This window comes from Streptomyces sp. NPDC021749 (assembly GCF_040640655.1).
Taxonomy (GTDB): domain Bacteria; phylum Actinomycetota; class Actinomycetes; order Streptomycetales; family Streptomycetaceae; genus Streptomyces.
The window spans coordinates 16892-39332 of sequence record NZ_JBFACE010000056.1 but is presented as its reverse complement, the minus strand read 5'-3'; the positions used below and the strand labels follow the sequence as shown (position 1 = coordinate 39332).

At 72.3% G+C, this 22441-nt stretch carries 23 protein-coding genes, 1 tRNA gene and 1 pseudogene; 7 read left to right on the top strand and 18 right to left on the bottom strand.

Annotated features, from left to right (window positions below):
• Positions 1 to 296: 296 nt before the first annotated feature.
• From AB0G35_RS34110 to AB0G35_RS34100, 3 genes are all read right to left on the bottom strand, one after another.
• A complete protein-coding gene (locus AB0G35_RS34110; protein WP_360957689.1) occupies positions 297 to 1139 on the bottom strand; it encodes a YceI family protein in 843 nt (280 codons plus the stop codon).
• A 548-nt stretch (positions 1140 to 1687) separates the two neighbouring features.
• Entirely contained in the window at positions 1688 to 4357 is a 2670-nt protein-coding gene (locus AB0G35_RS34105) for an MFS transporter (protein ID WP_360957686.1), read from the bottom strand.
• Positions 4358 to 4368: 11 nt separating this feature from the next.
• Positions 4369 to 4878: a MarR family transcriptional regulator gene (locus AB0G35_RS34100; protein ID WP_360957683.1), complete on the bottom strand. Its 510-nt coding sequence runs from the start codon at positions 4876 to 4878 to the stop codon at positions 4369 to 4371.
• Between the two features lie 357 nt (positions 4879 to 5235).
• On the opposite strand from AB0G35_RS34100, the gene AB0G35_RS34095 reads away from it, so the two are divergent.
• Positions 5236 to 5454, top strand: coding sequence for a hypothetical protein (locus AB0G35_RS34095; RefSeq protein ID WP_360957680.1), 219 nt, complete (start codon positions 5236 to 5238; stop codon positions 5452 to 5454).
• A 123-nt stretch (positions 5455 to 5577) separates the two neighbouring features.
• Here AB0G35_RS34095 and AB0G35_RS34090 read toward each other — a convergent pair whose 3' ends face one another.
• Positions 5578 to 5844, bottom strand: a complete 267-nt coding sequence (locus AB0G35_RS34090) for a hypothetical protein (RefSeq protein ID WP_360957677.1) — start codon at positions 5842 to 5844, stop codon at positions 5578 to 5580.
• Positions 5845 to 6240: 396 nt separating this feature from the next.
• Between AB0G35_RS34090 and AB0G35_RS34085 the strand changes: the two are divergent.
• Positions 6241 to 6447, top strand: a pseudogene (locus AB0G35_RS34085) (winged helix-turn-helix domain-containing protein); the annotation flags it as partial.
• On the top strand, positions 6445 to 6708 hold the full coding sequence (locus AB0G35_RS34080; RefSeq protein ID WP_360957704.1) for a GntR family transcriptional regulator: 264 nt from the start codon (positions 6445 to 6447) through the stop codon (positions 6706 to 6708). The pseudogene AB0G35_RS34085 and the gene AB0G35_RS34080, both read left to right, overlap by 3 nt.
• Positions 6709 to 7055: 347 nt before the next feature.
• Here the strand turns inward: AB0G35_RS34080 and AB0G35_RS34075 are convergent, their stop codons facing one another.
• The 7 genes from AB0G35_RS34075 to AB0G35_RS34045 form a co-directional block, all read right to left on the bottom strand.
• A complete protein-coding gene (locus AB0G35_RS34075) occupies positions 7056 to 7811 on the bottom strand; it encodes a DUF4232 domain-containing protein (RefSeq protein WP_360957674.1) in 756 nt (251 codons plus the stop codon).
• Between the two features lie 211 nt (positions 7812 to 8022).
• A complete protein-coding gene (locus AB0G35_RS34070; protein WP_360957672.1) occupies positions 8023 to 8496 on the bottom strand; it encodes a VOC family protein in 474 nt (157 codons plus the stop codon).
• Positions 8497 to 8766: 270 nt separating this feature from the next.
• Positions 8767 to 9585, bottom strand: a complete 819-nt coding sequence (locus AB0G35_RS34065) for a hypothetical protein (protein WP_360957669.1) — start codon at positions 9583 to 9585, stop codon at positions 8767 to 8769.
• Between the two features lie 241 nt (positions 9586 to 9826).
• Positions 9827 to 10663 (bottom strand): RNA polymerase sigma factor SigF, encoded by an 837-nt coding sequence (locus AB0G35_RS34060; protein ID WP_026169669.1) that lies wholly within the window; start codon positions 10661 to 10663, stop codon positions 9827 to 9829.
• Between the two features lie 189 nt (positions 10664 to 10852).
• Positions 10853 to 11662, bottom strand: a complete 810-nt coding sequence (locus AB0G35_RS34055; RefSeq protein ID WP_030415862.1) for an RNA polymerase sigma factor SigF — start codon at positions 11660 to 11662, stop codon at positions 10853 to 10855.
• Between the two features lie 310 nt (positions 11663 to 11972).
• Positions 11973 to 12266, bottom strand: coding sequence for a Dabb family protein (locus AB0G35_RS34050; protein WP_030417058.1), 294 nt, complete (start codon positions 12264 to 12266; stop codon positions 11973 to 11975).
• Positions 12267 to 12317: 51 nt separating this feature from the next.
• Positions 12318 to 12461, bottom strand: coding sequence for a hypothetical protein (locus AB0G35_RS34045; RefSeq protein ID WP_360957707.1), 144 nt, complete (start codon positions 12459 to 12461; stop codon positions 12318 to 12320).
• Positions 12462 to 13208: 747 nt separating this feature from the next.
• Between AB0G35_RS34045 and AB0G35_RS34040 the strand changes: the two genes are divergently transcribed.
• Complete coding sequence (locus AB0G35_RS34040) at positions 13209 to 13988, top strand: DUF2127 domain-containing protein (RefSeq protein WP_360957665.1); 780 nt, start codon at positions 13209 to 13211, stop codon at positions 13986 to 13988.
• A 176-nt stretch (positions 13989 to 14164) separates the two neighbouring features.
• On the top strand, positions 14165 to 14674 hold the full coding sequence (locus tag AB0G35_RS34035) for a hypothetical protein (protein WP_360957662.1): 510 nt from the start codon (positions 14165 to 14167) through the stop codon (positions 14672 to 14674).
• Positions 14675 to 14735: 61 nt separating this feature from the next.
• Here the strand turns inward: AB0G35_RS34035 and AB0G35_RS34030 are convergent.
• The 4 genes from AB0G35_RS34030 to AB0G35_RS34015 form a co-directional block, all read right to left on the bottom strand.
• Positions 14736 to 14822, bottom strand: a tRNA-Ser gene (locus AB0G35_RS34030).
• A 134-nt stretch (positions 14823 to 14956) separates the two neighbouring features.
• The gene (gene tadA / locus AB0G35_RS34025) at positions 14957 to 15499 is read right to left on the bottom strand and encodes a tRNA adenosine(34) deaminase TadA (RefSeq protein WP_360957660.1); all 543 of its coding nucleotides are present in this window, start codon (positions 15497 to 15499) and stop codon (positions 14957 to 14959) included.
• Between the two features lie 173 nt (positions 15500 to 15672).
• Entirely contained in the window at positions 15673 to 16203 is a 531-nt protein-coding gene (locus tag AB0G35_RS34020; RefSeq protein WP_360957701.1) for a hypothetical protein, read from the bottom strand.
• A gap of 210 nt (positions 16204 to 16413) precedes the next feature.
• A complete protein-coding gene (locus tag AB0G35_RS34015; protein ID WP_360957658.1) occupies positions 16414 to 16731 on the bottom strand; it encodes a hypothetical protein in 318 nt (105 codons plus the stop codon).
• Between the two features lie 175 nt (positions 16732 to 16906).
• Here AB0G35_RS34015 and upp point away from each other — a divergent pair, with 175 nt between their 5' ends.
• Complete coding sequence (upp, locus tag AB0G35_RS34010; RefSeq protein WP_360957656.1) at positions 16907 to 17542, top strand: uracil phosphoribosyltransferase; 636 nt, start codon at positions 16907 to 16909, stop codon at positions 17540 to 17542.
• A 235-nt stretch (positions 17543 to 17777) separates the two neighbouring features.
• Here the strand turns inward: upp and AB0G35_RS34005 are convergent, their stop codons facing one another.
• The 3 genes from AB0G35_RS34005 to AB0G35_RS33995 form a co-directional block, all read right to left on the bottom strand.
• Positions 17778 to 18425 (bottom strand): LytR C-terminal domain-containing protein, encoded by a 648-nt coding sequence (locus tag AB0G35_RS34005; protein ID WP_360957653.1) that lies wholly within the window; start codon positions 18423 to 18425, stop codon positions 17778 to 17780.
• 436 nt (positions 18426 to 18861) lie between these two features.
• Positions 18862 to 19158 carry a type II toxin-antitoxin system VapB family antitoxin gene (locus AB0G35_RS34000; protein ID WP_006604254.1) on the bottom strand — a complete coding sequence of 99 codons (297 nt, stop codon included), beginning with the start codon at positions 19156 to 19158 and terminating at the stop codon, positions 18862 to 18864.
• 160 nt (positions 19159 to 19318) lie between these two features.
• Positions 19319 to 19918 (bottom strand): DUF4232 domain-containing protein, encoded by a 600-nt coding sequence (locus tag AB0G35_RS33995; RefSeq protein ID WP_360957650.1) that lies wholly within the window; start codon positions 19916 to 19918, stop codon positions 19319 to 19321.
• A 456-nt stretch (positions 19919 to 20374) separates the two neighbouring features.
• Here AB0G35_RS33995 and AB0G35_RS33990 point away from each other — a divergent pair, with 456 nt between their 5' ends.
• Positions 20375 to 22282 (top strand): nitrilase-related carbon-nitrogen hydrolase, encoded by a 1908-nt coding sequence (locus tag AB0G35_RS33990; protein ID WP_360957648.1) that lies wholly within the window; start codon positions 20375 to 20377, stop codon positions 22280 to 22282.
• Positions 22283 to 22441 lie beyond the last annotated feature (159 nt).

The following is a 22441-nucleotide window of genomic DNA, read 5'->3' as shown; positions in this document are numbered from 1 at the left end:
TCTGGCACAACGACAAGACAGGGCAGCCAGTCAAGCGATCACTGACCGCCTATGATCACTGACCGCAACGGCACCCCTTGGACTCATTCATCTAGGGGTTCGCAGCGCCCCTTGCGGGCCACAACGCGGCGGGGCGGAAAGGCATTCCCGCCACGGGGTACCGCCCCGCGACCGGACCAGGCCCTCCGCCTACGCTCCCCCAGCTCCCCCAGCTCCCCCAGCTCCCCCAGCTCCCCCAGCTCCCCCAGCTCCCCCAGCCCACGCCCTCCGCGTATGCCCTCCGCGTACGTCCCGCCTCACGCCATCGGCAGGTTTTCCCCCTGCACTGCCTGGATGTCCAGTTCGACCTTCAGCGTGGTGCCGATCGCGGCGATACCGGCGGCCACGACCTGGTTGTAGTTCATCTTGAAGTCCTCGCGCCGCAGTTCGGCGGTGGCGCGGAAGGCCGCCCGGACGCCGCCCCACGGGTCGGGCCCGGTGCCGAGGTAGCTCAGTTCGAGGTCCACCGGGCGCACGACGCCGTGCAGGGACAGGTCGCCGTGCACGGTCCAACGGTCCGGGCCGGCCGGTGACAGTCCGGTGCTGCGGTAGGTGATCTCCGGGTACACCTCGACGTTGAGGAAGTCCTCGTTGCGCAGATGCCCGTCCCGCATGCCGTTGCCGGTGTCGATCGACGACGCCTTGATGACCGCATCGACCCGCGACTTCCCCAGGTCCTCGGCGATCTCGATGCGGCCGCTGAACTCGGTGAACCGGCCGTGCACGCTGGAGATGCCCAGGTGCTGGGCGACCGCGCCCACCGTGGAGTGCATCGGGTCGATCGTCCAGGCGCCGGGCGGCGGCAGCTCGGCCCCGCCCTGCCGGGCCAGCACGACGTTGCCCACCTCCATCCGGCCGCTCGCCGTCACGATCGCGCTGGAGGCGACCGGCGCGTAGCCGACGGCCGTCACGATGACCGTGTACGGACCGGCGGGCAGCGGCGCCTCACTGCGGACGGCGCCGTCCTCGTCCGCCGCGGCGCGCAGCACCTGCGTGCCCGTCATGTCGGTGACGGTCAGCACGGCGTGCTGCACCGCCCAGCCGTCCCGTGTGCGGATCTGCGCCCTCACGCCCGCAGCTCCCGCGCCCGTCGAAGTCATTGCCTCTCCCGTGTGTTGCTGGTCGTACCCCGGCTCCGACTCCGGCTGAGCCGGGAGCTCGGGGGAGTGTCGGACCCCGGAGGTCTGGAGTCCCGAGGTCCGGAGTCCCGAGGTCCGGAGTCCCGAGGTCCGGAGTCCCGAGGTCCGGAGCCCCGAGGTCCGGAGCCCGAGGCCCGAGGCCCGGAGCCCGAGGCCCGAGGCCCGGGTGTTGGGCCCGGAGTCCCGAGGCACGGGTGCCGGGCCCGGCAAGCCCGCAAGCCCGCAGGTCCGGGAGCCGGGTGTCGGGCCCCGGCGGCGGTGTGCAGGCCGTCCCCTGCCTGTGTGCCACACCGCCGCCGGAGCCCTGGGGTCCGGTCCGGGACGCGTCTCCGCTCACCGCGCGTCCCGGTCCGGGGTCTTGCTGCCCGGCCTGCTCCGTCGCCATGCCGTACGTAAACGGACGGTCCTGCGGACGGACGGACGGACGGGCGGACGGACCCGGCCCCGGACCCGGGCCCCGGGTCAGTCCCCGGGTCAGTCCCGGGTCAGTCCCCGGGGCAGCCCCCGGGTCAGTCCCCGGGATGGGCGAGCTGGACGTCGTAGCCGTCGACCCCGCGGGCGTCGACCGCGAGGCCGGTGGCCACCGGCGGGTAGCCGCTCGCGATGACCGTGTAGTCACCGGCGTCCAGGTCGGTGAAGGCGTACGCGCCGTCGTCGCCGGTGGTGGAGGTGGCGACGACGTTGCCGGCCGCGTCCACCAGCGTCACCCGGGCGTCGGGCAGCGGGCGGCGGTCCGCACCGGCCCGTACGACGCCCTGCACCCGCGCGCCGGACAGCAGCTCGACCTCGATGCGGGTGGTGCCCTGGCCGCCGACCTCGACCGGCAGCGCGGCCGGCCGGTAGGTGGCGGCGTTCACCGCGACCGTGAAGGTGCCGGGGGCCAGCTCGTCGAAGGAGAAGTCCCCCTCGGCGCCGGTCTTCCCGGTGGCCAGCACCTCGCCGCGCACGTCGGTCACGACGACCATGGCGTCCGCCACCGGCTCGCCGGTGACCGCGCTGCGGACCTGGCCGCCGAGGCCGCTGGTGCCGCTGAGCAGGATGTCGTAGCTGTACGGCGTCTCGCCGACGACGACCGTGGAGGCCTGCGGCTGGTGCCCGTCGGCCGCCGCGATCAGCACGTACGAGCCGGCGCCGGGGGCGTTCAGTACGTACGAGCCGTTGGCCTGGGCGACCGCGCGGCCGAGCTGACGGCCGCCGAGCGAGATCAGCGTGACGGCGGAGCGCGGGACGGGGTGGCCCTCCGCGTTGCGCACGAAGCCGTGGACGGACGGCCCGGCGGGAACGGCGTCGCCGCCACCGGCCGAGGCGTAGCCCTGCACGGGCTGCGCGGCCGGCTGCGCCCACGAGGGGGTGTGGCCGCCGTCGTCCGAGGTCACCGGGGTGGCGCCGACCAGGGCGGGCTCCCGCTCCGCAACCGGACCGGCCGCGGCGGCAGCGGCCTGCAGCGGAAGCGTCGACTCCGCCGAGGCCGCCGACGAGTCCGCCGACGAGGTTGCCGACGGGGCCGCCGCCGGGATCGCCGACGAGGTCGCCGAAGGAACCGCGCCCGTACCGCTCCCCGCGTTCTCCGAGCTCTGGGCCAGTCCGCCCCGCGTCTTCAGCGCGACCTCCTTGATGAACAGGGTGAAGAGGAAGGCGAGCAGCGCGCAGGGCGCCGCGTAGAGGAACACATCGGCGACACCGTGGCCGTAGGCGCTCTCCATGACGGTGCGCAGCGGCGCCGGGAGGGCGTCCAGGTCCGGGATGCCGCCGCCGCTCTTGCCGGCACCGTGCGCCGCGGCCTTGGCGGCCTTGGGGCCGAGGTCGGCCAGGCCGTCCTTGACGTAGTGGGTGACGCGGTTGGCGAGCACCGCACCGAGGGCCGAGACGCCCACCGCACCACCGAGGGAACGGAAGAAGGTCACGACGGACGAGGCGGAACCGAGGTCCGACGGGGCGACCTGGTTCTGCGTGGCCAGGACCAGGTTCTGCATCATCATGCCGATGCCGAGACCCATCAGCGCCATGAAGATCGCGATGTGCCAGTACTCGGTGTCGTAGCGGATGGTGCTCAGCAGGCCGAGGCCGGCGGTCAGCAGTACGCCACCGGTGACCAGCCAGGCCTTCCAGCGGCCGGTCTTGGTGATGATCTGGCCGGAGACCGTCGAGGAGACGAACAGGCCGCCGATCATCGGGATCGTCATGATGCCGGACATCGTCGGCGACTTGCCGCGCGCCAGCTGGAAGTACTGGCTGAAGAAGACCGTGCCGGTGAACATCGCGATACCGACGAACAGGGAGGCCACCGACGCCAGGGTGATCGTCTTGTTGCGGAACAGCCGCAGGGGGATGATCGGCTCCTTGGCCTTGGTCTCGACGAGGACGAAGACCGCGCCGAGCACCACCGCGCCGCCGACCATCGCGGCGGTCTGCCACGACAGCCAGTCGTACTTGTCGCCGGCCAGCGTCACCCACACCAGCAGCAGTGAGACCGCCGCGCTGATGAAGAAGGCGCCCGCCCAGTCGACCTTGACGCCCTCACGCTTGACCACGGGGAGCTTCAGGGTCTTCTGCAGCACGATCAGGGCGATCACCGCGAACGGCACACCCACGTAGAAGCACCAGCGCCAGCCGAGCCAGCTGGTGTCGGTGATGACGCCGCCGAGCAGCGGGCCGCCGACGGTGGCGACGGCGAAGGTGGCGCCGAGGTAGCCGCTGTAACGCCCGCGCTCCCGCGGCGAGATCATCGCGGCCATCACGATCTGGGCCAGGGCGGACAGACCGCCCACACCTATGCCCTGCACGACGCGGCAGGCGATCAGCATGCCGGTGTTCTGCGACAGGCCGGCGACGACCGACCCCGCGACGTAGATGATCAGTGCGAACTGCACCAGCAGCTTCTTGCTGAACAGGTCGGAGAGCTTGCCCCACAGGGGCGTGGTCGCCGTCATCGCCAGCAGCGAGGCGGTCACGACCCAGGTGTAGGCGCTCTGCCCGCCGTCCAGGTCGTGGATGATCTCCGGCAGCGCGTTGGACACGATCGTCGACGAGAGGATGGCGACGAACATGCCGAGCAGCAGCCCGGACAGCGCCTCCATGATCTGACGGTGCGTCATGGGGGCCCCGTCGGAGGCGTGGTGATGACCGCCTCCATGCTTGGCGTGGCCGCCCCGCACACCGGCTGGTGTGGTCGTAGCCATGTGGTTCCTTTTCATCCTGCGGGTGTACGGGTGCTGAAGTTGTGGTGTGCCCGGGAGTCGTGGTGTGCCCGGGAGTCGTGGTGCGCCCGGGACCGGCAGTCGCCGAAGCTCGTACGGAGCCGGGCGAGCAGCTCGTTGAGGAGGGCGACGTCGTCGTCGCTCCAGTCGCCGAGATGCCGGGCGAGCGCGGCGGTGTAGCGCGCGGAGAGTTCCTGGAGGACCTCCCTGCCGCTCGGGGTCAGGCGCAGCAGCCGCGACCGCTTGTCCGCCGGATCGGGCTGCCGCTCGATCCAGCCGCGCTCGCAGACGTGCGCGACGTGCCGGCTGGTGACGGACATGTCGATCGCCAGCAGCTCGGCCAGCTGACTCATCCGCATCTCGCCGTGCCGGTCGAGAAGGGCGAGCACACCGGCCGAGGCGGGCGGACAGTCCTGGGGCAGGACCCGCCCCATCTCCCGCTTGACGGCCCCGATGGCGCTGAGTTGCCTGGCCAGCTCCTCGTACTGACTGTGAGCGGCCACCGGCTCCTCCACGCATCCATCGCTCAGCTCGATCGCACTTCTTTTGTTGCTTGGGGCAACCATAGGCGCAGTTGGTTGCTGAAGGCAAACGAATAGGTGGCATGTACAGGCAAAGGGTGGCTCAAGGTCGCGTCGCGAATCCGTCAATGAGTGGGCGGGCCTGCTTAAAGTCGCAGATCCGCAGGGGTGGCTGGAATGCGACCCCCGTATCCCCACAACACGACCACATCACTCACCAGTGGCACACCTCACGCGGGCGACCCTCCTCATCGGTCCGCCCGTCCCCCTTCTCCGCCGGTCGCCCCACACCCGCCCCAGGGGTGCCCCCGGGCCCCCGGTTCGCTAGGGTCCTGCCTCATGGCGACCAACCCGCAGAACCAGGCCGACGGGAACTACGACCCGGCGGGCAGCACGCAGATGTTCCGTGCCTTCGTGGACGAGGGCGGCACCCCCCAGACCGGCGGCCGCCGCGCCCCGGCCCCGCAGCAGTCGGCCGGCCCGCGCGTGGGCGTGATCGTCGGCATCCTCGTCGCCGTCCTGGTCGTCGCGGGCGCGGCGTGGCTGGCGCTGTCGTAACGCGTCGCCCTGATCTCCAGTCCTCGGTCTTACGCAAACGGGGCCCGGCAGCAACGTCCGCCGGGCCCCGCCCCGTTCACTCTCCGCGCTTCCGCTCTCCGCGCTTCGCGCCTCCGAGGGCGCCTACTCCGCGCGACCGGCCCGACTCTCGACGATCCGCAGAGCATCCCGCAGCGCTTCACACAGCCTGTGGACGCAGAACCGGAGCTCGTCGGCAGACGGCTCTGCCGGACCCCGCAGCAGTTCGGTCGCCCGCTCCAACACTTCCTCGCCGGTGCTCACCTGTACCTCTTCCATGTCGTCGGCGAGCTGCGCCAGAAACCCGCCGCTGCCGTCGGTGGACAGATAGCACGGTTGCCCGTCCGGCCCGCTCCAGGGCAGCAACCGCATGCCGTTACGCCTCATGACGCAACCGCCATCTCCCGCAGAAAGACCCGCTCGCGGTGGGCCTGCTGCCGCTCGTGGAGGAGGAGGTAGGGGCGTACGAGGAGGCTGGCGTCGCCGTCGAGGGGGGATTCGGGGCGGCGGGGTGGACGCTGAGGTGGGTGAGGGCGGGCCGGTTGGGGGAGGGTGGGGGTGGCGAGGTGATGCCGTGCCCTTAACCGGGCGACGGTGCGGCGCATAAGGTTCAGCATGTCGACGCTCCTTGCGCAGCGTTGGCCATGCCCCGGGGGTGTTGGCGCACCCGCCGGGGTCTTTCCATCGGCCAGCATATCTATGGGTGCTATAGGTGTCTACCACTGAAATATCTCGCTCACTGTATAGCGCCTTGCTTAGCGTGCTCAAGTGATCGAATTCGCCCCGGACCGGCCCAGATGGCACCAAGTTGCCGATGTGATCCGCGAGCGCATCGCCGCGGGCACGTACCCGGCCGGGAGCCGCATCCCTTCGGTGCTCCAACTGCAGGAAGAGTTCGGCATTGCTGGGGTGACAGCCCAGAAGGTGCACCGCGGACTGCGGGCAGAGGGATTGATCTACACCGAGCCCGGAATGGGTTCGTTCGTCTCGAAGGAGCTCCGGGGAGAGCTCAAGCGGCCCAAGTGGGAGCAGATCGCCGACGTGATCCGCGAGCGGATCGCGGACGGCACGTATCCGCCGAAGCATCTGATCTCCGAGGTGCGGATGGAGCAGGAATTCGGCGTCGCGCGCGTGACCGTTCGAAAGGTCACCGCCGCCCTTCGGGAGGAAGGGCTCATCGTCACCACGCCCGGGATGGGATCCTTCGTGACGCCTCGTCGGCCCGACAACGAGTAGTGAACGGCGAGACGGGGCCGGCCTCCGACGACGCGTAGGACATCCCGTGGGCCGTACGGCACGCGCAGGGCGCGCACCGCACCCGGCCCGGCGGCCCCCGTAGGGCACAGTCGAACAGATCCCGTAAGGGTCGCACGGGCCCCCTGCGGGGCCACAACGTGGCGGGTGGGGGAGGTATTCCCGGGGCGGCGTACGGGAGTTGAGTCAGATAGCCGGGCGTACGACGACGGCCGCGCCGGGCGTACGACGACGAACGCGCCGGCCGTGTGAGAGCACGGCCGCCGCGTCGGCCGTGTGAGGGCACGGCCGGCGCGTCGGCGGTGGGGGGACGGCGTCGAGGGGGCAGGTCAGGCGGCGTTGACCGGGTTGACGTAGGTGCCCGGGTGGGTGGCGCCGGACTGGTCGAGGACGGCGCCGCCGTAAGGCCACTTCAGCTGGAAGTGCTGCTTCTCGTTCGGCGGTGTGACCAGCACCGTGCTCGGCGCGATCCTCTTGTCCTCGGAGCTGACCGACGGCAGGAAAGTGATGGTGAAGGACGCGGTGCCGCCGGGCTTCAGCGTCACGGGCGCCGGCTTCTTCGAGGAGCGCGGCAGGTCGATCGACCGGCCGTCGTTCGCCTTGATCTGCACGCCGGGGAAGCCGCTGATCGTGCAGGCGCTGTGCCCCGTGTTCTTCAGCCACACGGTGACGTTCTGCTGCGCGTCGCTGTGCATGTCCGGGACGCCGCCGCCCGACGAGCCCCACCCGGCCTGCAGGCCACCGGTGGTGCACCGGGCGGCGGCCCCTGCCTTCGAGGAGTTCCGCGAGGCCGAGCCGCCGCCGCTGCCGCCCGTGCCGGAGCCGTTCTTGCCGGCCTGGGAACCGCCGCCCGACGTCGTACCGGAACCCTGGCCGCCGGACGCACCCGCATCCGAACCCGACCCGGACGAACCACCCGCCCCGGACGCACCACCCGAGCCGGCGGACGACACGGGGCTCGGGGAGCCCGCGGGGTCGGCCGTGGGCGAGTTGCCCTGGCAGGCGGTCAGCGCCAGCGCGGCGGCGGCGATCACGGTGGCGGCGGCCGCCTTCCGTCCGCGGCGGAGCATGGTGTGGTGCGACATCGGGAGTCCCCCTGGCAGCGTCGGTACGGTCACGGCCCGTCCATCGGCCCGCTGACACCAGACTCCCGGCGCGCACTGCTGATCAACTAACACCCGGCTAACGTCCGGACGGCAGCAACGGCAGCAACGGCAGCAACGGCAGCGACGGCAGCGACGGCAGCGACGGCAGCGACGGCAGCGACGGCAGGCAGTAACCGCCCCAGGCCACCTCTTACGTCGCGTCCGCCGCGGCCTCCAGCGCGGCCATGTCGATCTTCTTCATGCTGAACATGGCCTTCATGGCGCGGGCCGCCCGCTCCTGGTCCGGATCGTTCAGCAGCTCCGCCATTCCGCCCGGCGCGACCTGCCAGGACAGGCCGTACTTGTCCTTCAGCCAGCCGCAGGGGCCCTCCTCGCCACCCTCGGAGAGCTTGGACCAGTAGTAGTCGATCTCCTTCTGGTCGGCGCAGTTGACCATGAGCGAGATCGCCTCGGTGAACGTGAACTCCGGCCCGCCGTTGATCGCGACGTACGGCTGGCCGTCCAGCTCGAACTCGACGGTCAGGACGGTGCCGGCCTGGCGCGGGCCCGCCTCGTTGTAGTGCGTGATGGCGGTGATCTTCGAGTTCGGGAACACCGAGCAGTAGAACTCGGCGGCCTCCTTGCCCTGGGTGTCGAACCAGAGGTTGGGGGTGATGCGCGGCATGGCGATCTCCTGCGGGTCTGCGGTCCGCCGTTCGCGGGCCGCGGTCGGCCGTGTGTGGCGTGCGTTATCTGTATCGACCGTGGCACCCGCCGGTACGCCTCGCCATCCGGGCGGAAAATTTCACGAGCCACGAGCCACGAGCCACGAGCCACGAGCCACGAGCCACGAGCCACGAGCCACGAGCCACGAGCCACGAGCCCGCGCCCCGCGCGTCCCGTTACGCACGGGTCGTCTACGCGCCCAGGCGTGCCCAGGCGAGGCGAACCCCCCTCACGAACCCCACGCGAAGGTGATGTCCCTGGTGTCGAGGTGCATGCCCAGCGGAACCCGCCAGGCGTCCACACACACCCGCCAGCTGCCGGTCCGCTTCTTGCCCGGGGCGAGCGGCAGCGGGAGCTCGTGCGTGGACGTGAGGGTCGCCCAGTCGATGCCGAGGGAACCGATGACGTGGCTGCCGAACGTGACCTTCCCGGTGGTGACGGGGTGGTCACCGATGTTGACGAAGTCGAGGCTGACGTTCTGGCACCAGCGGACGTCGCTGCCGGCGAGGACGGGGTGACCGACCAGGGGGCCGCTGGGGGCGTCCGGGCCGGCCGGGACGCCGGGCTTGGGCGGTGCGGGGGAGCCGTGGTGCGGGGGCTGGGCGGGGTCGTCGGGCCGCGGCGTGGGCGTCGGCGTCCCATGAGAGCCGTGAGGGCCGTGAGAGCCGGGGGAGGGGGCTTTCTGGCCCCCAGTGGAGCCACCACCGGGCCGGGAGGCCCCGGGCGCTGTGGCGGACGAGCCGGTCCCCGCCTCCGTACGGCCGGAACGGGCCCCGCCGCTGCCGCTCCCAGAGCTCCTGCCGTCCCCGTGCCCCATGCCGCTTCCGCTGCCTCCGCCGTCCCCGCCCCCGTTCCCGTCGTACGGGGTCAACTCGATGCCGTCACGAGGCGGTACGGGGCGCTGCGGCGCCTGTGCGTCGCCCGGGCCGGCCGCACCCACCGCGACATGGCCCCGGTCGGCCGCGTCCTCGCAGCCGGTGAGCAGGACACCCAGACACAGCACGGCCGCCGAGGCGGAGGCGAGGGTCGTTGTCGTCCGTCGTCGCATCGGCACAGTGTTACTGACGGAGCGTCAGGTGTATAGGGAGGTGGTGACGGTTCGGCGGGCCGGCGTCACTTCGCGCCAAGTGGCCTGACACGCACGGCGGTTGGGGCATCGGCACGGGGGCATGCCGAAAGCGGGCCCCGTAGCCGGTGCGGCACGGGTCCCGTCAGGGGGTGGGTCTCCGGAGTCTTCAACTGTCCGCCGAGCGGCGGGGAGCGTCGTGGGCCCCTCGGCGGACCGTTCCTCAGTCGGAGATCAGGCCCTCGCGCAGCTGCGCCAGGGTGCGGGTGAGCAGGCGGGAGACGTGCATCTGGGAGATGCCGACCTCTTCGCCGATCTGCGACTGGGTCATGTTGGCGAAGAAGCGCAACATGATGATCTGGCGCTCCCGGGCGGGGAGTTTGGCCAGCAGGGGCTTGAGGGACTCGCGGTACTCGACGCCCTCCAGGGCACTGTCCTCGTAGCCGAGGCGGTCCGCGAGGGAGCCCTCGCCGCCGTCGTCCTCGGGCGAGGGGGAGTCCAGGGAGGAGGCGGTGTAGGCGTTGCCGACCGCCAGGCCGTCGACCACGTCCTCCTCGGACACGCCCAGGCACAGGGCGAGTTCGGGGACGGTCGGGGAGCGGTCCAGCTTCTGGGAGAGCTCGTCGCTGGCCTTGGTGAGGGCGAGCCGGAGCTCCTGGAGCCGGCGGGGGACCCGTACCGACCACGACGTGTCGCGGAAGAAGCGCTTGATCTCGCCGACGACGGTCGGCATCGCGAAGGTCGGGAATTCCACCCCGCGTTCGCAATCGAAACGGTCGATCGCCTTGATCAAACCGATCGTGCCGACCTGGACGATGTCCTCCATCGGCTCGTTGCGGCTGCGGAAGCGGGCCGCGGCGTAGCGCACCAGCGGCAGGTTGAGTTCGATGAGCGTGTCACGCACGTACGTGCGCTCCGCGCAGTCCTTGTCGAGCGAGGCCAGCCGCAGGAACAGGGAGCGGGAGAGCGTGCGGGTGTTGATGGCGTCGTCGTCATGCACGTGCGGTGCGGGCGCGGGAATCGCAGGAAGCACCTTCGAGCTGCCCAGTTCTACGGACATGCCACCCCCTTGAGGTCGCGGACGGATCGCTGCGGCGTCCCGGACCGAGGCGGACCGGGAAGTGATGCCTCCACCTGAATACCGGAGGCAGCGCTACGGCAAACGCGGTTCCTGCAGAATGTCACATGTCGGCAACGCGCTGTAGCGCCTTGTCGACATATCTGCGCAGGAACAGGTCGCCCGTCCCGGTTATGCGTCGATCCTGTTTGCGGATCGCAGGCGGGCGAAGCTCCGCGACAGTAGCCGGGAGACATGCATCTGCGACACCCCCAGTTCGGCGGAGATCTGGGACTGCGTCAGATTGCTGTAGTAACGCAGCAGGAGGATCCGCTGTTCGCGTTCGGGGAGCTGGACGAGGAGGTGCCGTACGAGGTCGCGGTGCTCGACACCGGCGAGTTCGGGGTCCTCGTATCCGAGGCGGTCCAGCAGGCCGGGCAGGCCGTCGCCCTCCTGGGCGGCCTCCAGTGAGGTGGCGTGATACGAGCGGCCGGCCTCCAGGCAGGCCAGCACCTCGTCCTCGCCGATCTTGAGCCGTTCGGCGATCTCGGCGGTGGTGGGGGAGCGGCCGTGCAGCACCGTCAGGTCCTCGGTGGCGCCGTTCACCTGCACCCACAGCTCGTGGAGGCGGCGCGGCACATGGACCGTACGGACATTGTCTCGAAAGTAGCGTTTGATCTCGCCGACGACGGTCGGCATCGCGAAGGTGGGGAACTGGACGCCGCGGTCCGGGTCGAACCGGTCGATCGCGTTGATCAGGCCGATCGTGCCGACCTGGATGACGTCCTCCATGGGCTCGTTGCGGCTGCGGAAGCGGGCCGCGGCGTAGCGGACCAGCGGCAGATTGGCCTCGATCAGGGCGGCACGGACGCGGGTGTGCTCGGGGGTGCCGGGTTCGAGGTCGGACAGCTCGGCGAACAGCACCTGTGTGAGCGCCCGGGTGTCCGCGCTCCGGCTCTCGCGGGACGGAGCCTTGGGCGCAGTACGGGCCGTCACGGTCACGCCACCCTTCCAGTGCTCGGCGGTGCAGGGACTCGCAGTGCATGTATCCGGCAAAAGCGGTCATAGCATCACAAGACATGTGCACTGTGTGCAAGCACCCCATAACGCCGTGTTGAAGAGAGAGTTGGGTGGTGAGAGGGGTGGTGAGCGGGGGCGCGGAGGGGGTGTGCGGGGGGCGTCGAGGGCGTGCGGCGGGGCACGCGGAAGCCCCCCGCCCGTGGGAGGGCGAGGGGCTCCGGTGAACGTACGGGGAACCGGCGCGGAAGGTGCGCCGAGGGGCTCCGGGGGAACGGGTACGGGGCGCCGCGGCTCAGAATTCGTAGTCCGCGATCACCCAGGTGGCGAATTCCCGCCACTGGGCCGCGGCCGCCTGATGGGCCGGGTGCTCGATGTACCGCTTGAGGGCGTCCTTGTCGGCCACCGCCGAGTTGATCGCGAAGTCGTAGGCGATCGGGCGGTCGGTGATGTTCCAGGCGCACTCCCAGAACGTCAGCTCCGGGACCTCGTCCTTGAGGGCCGCGAAGGCCCGGGCGCCCGCCTGGACGCGCTCCTCGTCCCGGGAGACGCCGTCGTTGAGCTTGAACAGGACCAGGTGGCGGATCACAGGGGCCTCCGTGCGGCGGGTGACCAACGGGCCGGCCCAGGACGGGCGGACCTACTTGATCAGCTGGGTCATGAACTCGCCGACGCCCTGAGCAGCGGACGAGATGCCCTCGAAGCCTACTTGGACCAGCTGGGCGGCACGCTGGGGGGAGGTGATGATCGTGTACAGCACGAAGACGATGAGTATGTACAACACGATCTTCTTCGCCTGCGCCATCGTCCCGTCTCCCCTGTGGCAGTCTCCTGCGGCAGTACCTGCGGCTCCCGCGGCGGTGCGGGCGGCCGGATGCAGTCGGGCGAGTGTAACCACACGTGTTCGATCCCGGGAGCCGGGAGTACGCACAGTTCCCGGGCGGCCGGGCCGGCCCGGGGGCTGATCCGGACCTTATGGACGAAAGGCCCGTGGAGGAAGGCCCTTTGCCGGGCCGTCGGGGCGGGCCCGGCAGGCACCATGAAAGCGGTGGCCCGACGGATCTGGCAGGAATCCGTGGGCCCGGGACCAGGGTCTCGCTGCGGGGTCCACGCCGCAGGTCCCTCCGGGCAGCGGCGTGGGCTCGGGGCTTCGGTCCGCACCGGGGGGAGCGGCTCCCCTGATGCCGCTCCCCCCGACCGGCCCGCCGTCGCCCGGAGCCGCCCCGCATCCGAGCCCCCGCGCGCCGGACCCCCGGAGCCCCACGCATCCGAGGCCCCGCGTGCCGGAGCCCCACGCATCCGCGCCCGCGCGCCGGAGCCCCACGCATCCGAGCCCGCGCGCCGGAGCCCCCACGCATCCGAGCCCGCGCGCCGGAGCCCCCACGCAACCGCCACCCGCCGTCCCCGCGTCTGTCACCTCGTACGACGCGGCGTCCATGCATCATGTACGCGACAGAAAGACGCGCGGCGGCGCGCCGCGGCGCGGTGCGGGCGGCCGTCGGGGACGACGAAAGGACCACGGGCTCCGACGATGAAGATGGACTGGGACCGGCGTACCTGCGCGCGCCGCGGGCACATCACCTACCTCCCCACCGAGGAGCACCTCCGGCAGAACCTGCGGGCCGACACCGCGCTCGGCGAGGCCTGGCGCTGTCTGCGCTGCGGCGACTTCGCGCTCGGCGAGCCGCACGGCACGGGGCCGGCCGCCGACGCCCCCCTCGTCCCGCGCGGCAAGGTCCTCCGCGACCTGTTCATCCTGCGTTTCCTGGCCGTCGAACGGGCGGTGCGCGGCGTCTTCATCGTGCTGGCCGCCGTCGGCGTCTGGCAGTTCAGCAACCGCAAGGACGCGGTCCGCCGGTTCTTCGACGAGTACATCGCCGTGCTCCGCCCGGTGGCCCGGCACTTCCACTACGACCTCGACCACTCCCCGGTCGTCGGCACCATCCAGAAGACCTTCGGCTACCGCCACTCCACCCTGGTGCTGGTGGCCGCGGCGCTGCTGGTCTACGCCGTCATCGAGATCGTCGAGGGCGTGGGGCTCTGGTACGCCAAGCGGTGGGCGGAATACCTGACGGTCGTGGCGACCGCCGCCTTCCTGCCGCTGGAGATCTACGAGCTCACCGAGAAGGTCAGCTGGCTCAAGATCGCCACGCTCGTCGTCAACATCCTCGCGGTGCTCTACATCGCGCTCACCAAGCGGCTGTTCGGGCTACGCGGAGGCCGGGCCGCCTTCGACGCGGAGCGGCACAGTGCCTCTCTCATGGAGGTCGAGGCCTCGGCCGGACTGCCCTCCGCGGACCACCACGCCTGAACACCGGCAGGCTCGAACGCCTGAACGCCTGAACGCCTGAATGCCTGAACGCCTGAACGTCCGAACCCAGGGGGACCACCGTGCACACGCACCCGCACACGCACACACCCACACCCGTATCCACACCCGCATCCACACCCGTATCCACACCCGCATCCACGCCGGCATCCACGCCCGTGAACTCCGCCCGATCCGGCTCCGGTTCACCGCGCCCGTCCGCCGCCCGCCGGCGGGCGGCGGTGGTGCTGGCCCTGCTGACCGGCCTGCTCGCCGCCGCCGTCGCACCGGCCGCGGCGGCCGGCCGCACCACCCCGGAGACCGTCCGTACCGCGACCGTCCGCACCACGGCCGTCCGCGCCGAGGCCGTGCCTGCTGAGGCCGTGCGTGCGGTCGCCGCCGCCCCCGCGCAGCCCGCCGCCTACGGGCACCACGGGGCGTTCCACTCGTTCCGCACGTCGCACGGCTCGCACCACTCGACGTCGCACGTCAAGGTCGTCTACAAGGACAAGAAGTCCACGTGGAAGGCGAAGGCGAAGGGCAAGGCCAAGAAGAAGCGCGGTTTCTTCAAGAAGCTCGGCATCTTCCTGATCGTCCTGTTCGTCGTCTTCCTGGTCCTCATCGTCCTGGTGATCTGGCTGATCGTGCACTTCGTCCGCCGTGCACTGCGCGGCCGGCGCAACGCCTAGCCGCCACCCCGGACATGACGAAGGCCCCGATCCGGAAGGGATCGGGGCCTTTGCCCTTGAGCGGTAGCGGTGGGATTTGAACCCACGGAGGAGTTGCCCCCTCACGCGCTTTCGAGGCGCGCTCCTTCGGCCGCTCGGACACGCTACCGAGAGAGAGCTTAGCCCACGGGGGGCCGTGCACCGAAATCGGATTCCCGGGGGCGGGACGAACGGCGCGGTGGCGCGGCGGTTTCGCGGCCCCGCCGCTGGTCGGCCACGAGTTCGCCGCCGGCCGGCGGCCGGTCAGCGGTCGCGGAAGAACGTGGTGAGCAGGGCCGCGCAGTCCGCTTCGAGGACGCCGGTGATGACCTCGGGGCGGTGGTTGAGACGTCGGTCACGTACCACGTCCCAGAGCGAACCGGCCGCGCCGGCCTTGGCGTCGCGGGCGCCGTAGACGACCCGGTCGACCCGGGAGAGGACGAGCGCGCCGGCGCACATCGTGCACGGTTCGAGAGTGACCACGAGCGTGCAGCCGGTCAGCCGCCATTCGCCGACGGCCTCGGCCGCCGCGCGCAGGGCGAGGACCTCGGCGTGTGCGGTCGGGTCGCCGGTGGCCTCCCGTTCGTTGTGACCGGTGCCGAGGACCGTACCGTCCGGGGACAGCACGACGGCACCCACCGGGACGTCGCCGGTCCCGGGCGCGCGGGCGGCCTCGCCCAGCGCCAGCCGCATCGGCGCGATCCAGGGATCGCGCAACGGATCCGGCGGCGGATCGCCCAGCGGAGCGGGCGCCGGGGGAGGCGGGACGTCGGGCAGCGGGCCGGACCGGGGGGCGGGGGCGCTCATGCCACCCAGTGTCCGTGACCGGGGCGGGTGCCGGTGACCGGGCGGGGCCGGGCGGGGCCGGGCGACAGCCGCCACCGCCCCACCGGGCCCCGGGGCCCGCTCCGGGACACCGGGCTCCGCCGGTGGCCCACCCGGCCGTCGCAGACCGGGCCACCGGGCGGCCCGCAGCCCGGCTACCGGACGGCCTCCAGGACGTCCGTGCAACCCAGGGCGTCGGCGATCTCCGAGAGGGCATCGCCGTCCAGGGCCAGCAGCTGCTTCTCGTCGACGCCCAGATCGTCCAGGAGACCGGCGTCGCCGAGCGGGCCGGCCGGGGCCGGGGCGCCGGCCTCGGTGTCCACCTCGCCGTCCGCGTCCTGGGCCCCGGGTTCGCCGTCCTCCGTTCCGTCCAGGTCGAGGCTGTCGAGGTCGTCCTCGACGGTGTCGTCCCGCCCGAGCAGTTCGTCGGTCAGCAGGGACCCGTACGAGCTGCGGGCCGCGGCGGCGGCGTTCGAGACGAAGATGCGGGGGTCGTCGTCGCCGTCCACCCGGACGACCCCGAACCAGGCGTCCTCCTGCTCCAGCAAGGCCACCACCGTGTCGTCGTCGACCGCTGCCTCTCGGGCCAGATCGGCCAGATCGGTCAGCGTCTCCACATTGTCGAGCTCCGTATCGCTCGCTTCCCACCCGTCTTCGGTGCGCGCGAGCAGTGCGGCGAAGTACACCGTGACTCTCCCACTGGTCATAGGCGTGCCGGGCCGGGACGGGGCGGCGTGCACGCCGGTGGTCCCGCCCCTTCGGAATCGTGGCAGAAACAACGCGTTCGCGCGGGGTCTTCGACGCTGCGTCGTGCGGAGGTTGTGCGAGATGTCGCTCACGTGCCGCACCATCACCGGGCCCCGGGGCCTGTTCCGCTCTCAGCGGAATGCCCTCGGCTACCAGCGGAAAGAGCGCATCCGCAGGGCCTGGCGCATCCGCTCGGCCCGTACGCGGCGCGGCTGGACGCGGTTGCGGAGCTCCTTCGCCTCGTGCAGTTCGCGCAGGAATTGCGCCCGGCGCCGTCGGCGCGCCGCCTCGCTCTCGGGGTCGGCGTCGGGGCCGGGGGAGAGGTCGGGGGCGGTGCCGGCGCCGTCGAACGGGCCGTGGTCCGGGGCGGCTTCCCGGCCGGTCCTCCGGGCCGCGGGCCGGGCATTGCCGGCTTCGTCGGTGTCGTCGGTGACGTCGGTGTCGTCGGTCGACTGGGGGTCGGGCACGCTGCACACCACCTCGGCGAGGACTGCGCCCGAGGACGGGACGGACGATCGGGCGTACGTGCCCACTTTCCCCCGATCCGGTGGGGTGATGCCAGCCGGGCCGCGCCATCGTGGCCGGCGGTCGGGCGGTGCACGGCGGGCGCCCGGGTCCTCCGGCTCGGTTACTGTCGATGTCATGCGGATCCACGTCGTCGACCACCCGCTGGTGGCGCACAAACTCACCACTCTGCGCGACAAGCGCACCGACTCCCCCACCTTCCGGCGGCTCGCCGACGAGCTGGTCACCCTGCTCGCCTACGAGGCCACCCGGGACGTGCGCACCGAACAGGTCGACATCGAGACGCCGGTGACGGCGACCACCGGCGTGCGGCTCTCGCACCCGCGGCCCATGGTCGTCCCGATCCTGCGGGCCGGTCTGGGGATGCTGGACGGCATGGTGCGGCTGCTGCCCACCGCCGAGGTCGGCTTCATGGGCATGGTCCGCAACGAGGAGACCTACGAGGCGCACACCTACGCCACGCGGATGCCCGACGACCTCTCGGGCCGCCAGGTGTACGTCGTCGACCCGATGCTGGCCACCGGCGGCACGCTGGTCGCGGCGATCCAGGAACTGATCAAGCGCGGAGCGGACGACGTCACCGCGATCTGCCTGCTGGCCGCGCCGGAGGGCGTCGCGGTCATGGAGAAGGAGCTGGCCGGTACGCCGGTGACCGTGGTCACCGCGGCGGTCGACGAGCGGCTGAACGAGGACCGCTACATCGTGCCGGGCCTCGGCGACGCGGGCGACCGGATGTACGGCACCGCGGGCTGACCCTGCCCCCGTTCCGGGCAACGCTGTCCGAGCAGCAGTGCTTTCCGGGCAGTAGCAGTGCTTTCGAGTAGCGATCGGGCCCCGTACCAACGAGTGGTACGGGGCCCGATCGCTGCTCGGAACGGGGCGGCAGCCAGTTCCCGGGCCGGGTTCTCGGCCGGCCGGTTCCCCCCGCCGGGCTCCCGCCGGCCGGTTCCCCCGCCGGGTTCCCTCCGGTTCTGCCGGCGCTGTGCGGTCAGCAGGTGGTGGCGTGGGCCGGTTCCCGGGCCGGGCGGTTCAGGACGGCCAGGGACTTGGCGGCGGCCTGCGGGGTGGCGAGGTCCTTGAAGGCGTCGCCGATGATCAGGTCGAGATCGGCGCCCTTGCGGCCGTCGGTCTTCTGCTCGGCACCGGCGAGCTGGGTGGCGAGCACCTTCAGCGGGCCGTCGGTCGCCGCCTTGGGGCCGAGCAGTATCCCGGCACCCTTGATCTTCTTGTCGTAGGCGGCCGGGGCATTGCCCACCTTGCCGATCTTGAAGCCGCGCTTCTTGAGCTCGTCGGCGGTGCGCTTGGCGAGCCCGGACCGCTGGGTGGCGTTGAAGACGTTGACGGTGAGGGTGCCCGGTGCGGGCGGTTTCTGCGCGGCCGGCGTGGCCCGGACCGCGGTCTTCCGGCCCCCGTCCGGGCAGTGCTTCTTTTCCGGGGCGGCCTGCGCCGTACCGGTCCCGCCCCCGAAGACGTCGATGAGCTGCAGGGTGCCCCAGCCCACCAGGCCGAGGGCGCAGGCCGCGGCGAGGATGGTGAGGACGATCCGGCGGCGGTGGCGGGGGCGGCGCATCCGCGGATACCTGTCGCCCGTGATGCGGTACTTACCGCCCATGCCCGGGGGCGTCAGCATGCTCATGGGCGCAGCGTAGTGCGGGTGACAGGCCGTGCCTACTAGATGATCAACGCGTGGCGCGAGACCCAACCCAAAAGGGTCAATTCGGGCTGGGTGGGTTGGGTGGGGACGTGTCTGGTCGGGCGGTAGGAGGCGGTTTCTGCCTGGGGCGGGGGCGTCCGGCGGTCGGTCGCGGGGGGCGGTCCCGGCCGGGTGTGAGGGCGGGCCGCAGCGCGGGCCGGTCCTGCGCGCGGGATCGGTCCGGGATGATGTGCGTGCCCGGTCGGGATGACGTGCGGGTCCGGTCCGGATGACGTGCGTGCCCGGGGTGCGTGCAGGTCGCAGGTCCCGGGCGGGGTGCCGGTCGCGGCCCCGGGTGGGGTGCAGATCGCGGGTCCCGGGGTGGGGTGTACGTCGGGGACGAGGTGCGGCCCGGTGGGGGTGGGCTGCTGGCGGCTCGTCAGTCCAGTTCGAGGACCCGGGCGTGCAGCACCTGGCGCTGCTGGAGCGCGGCGCGCACCGCGCGGTGCAGGCCGTCCTCCAGATACAGGTCACCCTCCCACTTCACGACGTGCGCGAAGAGGTCGCCGTAGAACGTCGAGTCCTCGGCGAGCAGCGTCTCCAGATCGAGCTGCTGCTTGGTGGTCACCAACTGGTCGAGGCGTACCGGGCGCGGGGCGACATCCGCCCACTGGCGGGTGCTCTCCCGGCCGTGGTCGGGGTACGGCCGCCCATTTCCGATGCGCTTGAAGATCACACGGAAAGCCTACCGGGCGAGCGGCACCGGGCGCAGCCATCCCGCAGCGGTGGAAAGGTGATCTTTGCCGAAAACCGGGACCGACACCGCCGATGACCAGGTCCGGGACCGGGCTCTCCCGGAAGGTGCCCGCCCGGAAGTCGATGCGTGGCGCCCCGCCTCACCAGCGCAGGGCGGCCGCCAGGCTGGGCTGCCAGTACGTGACGCGGGCGGCATGCGGATCGACCCGGGCCGGGGTGCGGTCGTCCAGGCCGACCTGGATGGGGCCGGCGTGGGCGGCCAGCGCGACCCCGAACTGCGAGACCTTCCGGCCGCTCCCGCCCGTACCGGTGGTGACCATGGCGTAGGCCGTCGCATTGGGCGCGAGGGTGCTGACGGAGCCCGGCCGGCTGCGCGCGATCACCGGTACGGCGGGCCGGCGGCCCTCGCCGAAGCTCAGCAGCGGGTGGTGCGGGGCGGCGAAGTCGCAGGGCCGGTCCGCGTAGTTGGTGACCGTCAGCAGCATCCGGTGGGCCCGGTGCGGCAGCGCCCCGGCGTGGAAGCGGAGCATCTCCGGCGTGCAGACGACCCGGCCGCCCGGGCCCCGGGGCGGGCCGCCGTTCGTCATGGTCGGCGAGGCGGGGGCCGGGGAGACGGCGGTGGCCGGGTCGTCGGCCCGGTTGGCGGCGGTGCCGTGGCAGGCGGTGACCGGCGCGAGGACGGCGGTGACGGTCAGCGCCGCGGCGAGGGCCCGGCGGGCGGTGGAGAAGAGCGGCGGCATGAGGGCTCCCGGACGATGGCGTGCACCTGACCTTCCGCGCCGCCGCTGCCGATCGGCTAACGCGCGGCTAACACCCGCGGGCGGGTAACGCGGAGCTGAGAAAGGCGGACCCGAACAAGGCCGGACCCGAGGGGCGCGTATCCGGCCTGAGCCCCGAGGACCCGTCTGCCCCCCGCGGGCCCCGACCCGACACCCGTGCGCCTGGCCCCCGCGGACCTCGACCCGGCGTACGTGCGCCTGGCCCCCTCGGGCCCCGACCCGGCACCCGTGCACCTGGCCCCGCGGACCCCGACCCGGCACACATCCCCCCGAACCCTGCGGGCCCCGGTCCGGACTCCGGGGACCTGACGAAAGTCGGGGGTCGTTCCTGCCGAACGGCGGCGGTGCCGGGGCCCCCGCTCTCCCTAGCGTCGGCCGAAACGACGGCAACGCCCCCACGACGAAGGGAAAACCGGTATGCCACGGCTCCGACGCGGCGCAGGAGCGGGAAGAGCGGCACGGCGGACGGCACGCGGGCGCCCGCCCGGCCAAGAGCACTCCACGCAGCGGCCCGCCGGCCGCCGGCTCTGGTGGGCGGGCACCGGCCTGCTGATCCTCGCCGTGCACAGCAACTGGCATGTGGCGCTCGCCGCCTGGCTGTTCCCCGTCTTCCTGCTGCGCTACGCCCGGCTGCGGCCCGCCCGGCGCGGACTGCTGCGCGTCGGATACGCGCTGGGAATGGGCCAGTTGGTGTGGCTGCTGTCGACGGGCCTGGTGTTCGTACCGTCCGCGCTGGGCGCGTTCGCGGTGCTCGCCCTCCTCCAGACCCTGGCGTTCGCCGCCGACCGGCTGGTCGCCGCGCGCACCGCCTCCGCGGCCGGCACCCTGGTCTTCCCCACGGTCCTGGTCTGCGTCGAGTACCTCTTCACCCGGCTCGTCGACTTCGGCGACTACGGCCTGCTCGGCTTCACCCAGCACGGCTTCCTGCCGCTGCTCCAACTCGCCTCCGTCACCGGCGTCTACGGCATCAGCTTCGTCGTCGCCTGGACCGCCTCGACCGCCCACTGGGCATGGCAGCGCGGCTTCCAGTGGCGGGAGATCCGGCGCGGCGCACTGGTGTGGGCCGGGGTGCTCGCCGTCGTCCTGGGCGCCGGCGGCGTACGGCTGCTGGTCTTCCCGCCGACGACGAAGACCGTACGGGTCGCGGGCATCAGCGCCGGCCGCGCCGCGGAACGGGCCACCGAGCGGGCGATGCGGGCCGACGGCCTGGCGCCGTACCGGCCGCAGGAACTGGTCCGGGCCGCCCCCGACCGGGTGCGCGCGGCGCTGGCACCGGTCGCCGACGACCTGGTGGCGAGCACCGAACGGGAGGCCCGGGCCGGGGCCCGGATCGTGGTCTGGCCGGAGACCCAGGCCGGCGTGCTGGCGGCCGACGAGCGGCGGCTGCTCGACCGGCTGGCCGCCATCGCCCGGGCCCGCCACGTCCACGTCGACGCGGCCTACGCCCTCTTCGTCCCGCAGGCGCCCTACGTACGGAACGTCGCCGCGCTGATCACCCCGGACGGCAAGGTCGCCTGGACGTACGACAAGACCCACCCCACCCCCATGGAGCCCATGCCGCCCGGCACCGGAAACGTGCCGGTCACCGCCTCGCCTTACGGGCGGCTGGCCAACGTGATCTGCTACGACGCCGACTTCCCCGCCCTGATGCGGCAGGCGGCCGACAAGGGAGCCGCCCTGGTCATGGTGCCGGCCAACGACTGGCCCGGCTTCGACGCACTGCACGCCCAGCGGGCCGTCCTCCGCTCCGTCGAATACGGCTACGCCGTGATCCGGCAGTCCGTGCACGGCCTCGCCACCGCCGTCGACCACCAGGGCCGCGTCCGGTCCACCGCCGACTACTTCACCGCGGACCGGCAGACCCTCGTCGCCCACCTGCCCGTACAGCCGCGCACCGAGACCGTCTACGGCGCGGCCGGCGATGTGTTCGCCCTGCTCTGCGCGGTCGGCACGCTGCTCGTGGTCGGGCTGGGAGTGGCCGGCGGGCGCGCCGTACCGCTGCTCCGCGGCGACTCCGGAGACTCCGGCGGCTCGGTGCGCGGCGCGCCGGACGGCTCGTCGTCCGACCCCGGCGAGGCGGAAGGCCCGGACGCACCACCCGGGGTGGTGACGCCCGGTGACGCACCGTCCGGGGAGGCGCTGCCCGGGAACGTACGGCCGGGCGAGGGGTACGCGGAGGGCCCACCCGGCGACGGCCCGTCCGGGCGGCCGGTGGGCGGCCCGGGGAGCGACGGCGACGGCGTCGGGCCGACCGGCCGCGGCGGCCTCGCGGGAGCCGGCCGGTCGGACGGCCCTCGGGACGCCTCGGGAGCGACCACGAGATAGCCGAGGACGACGGCCGCGGCCGCCACGGCCGCGGCCAACGGCAGACCGAAGCGGCGCCGCCACCAGGACTGACGCCACCAGGACTGACGCCACCAGGACTGACGCGGCCAGGACTGACCCGGCTCGGCGTGAACCGATCCGGGGTGGCCCCACCAGAAG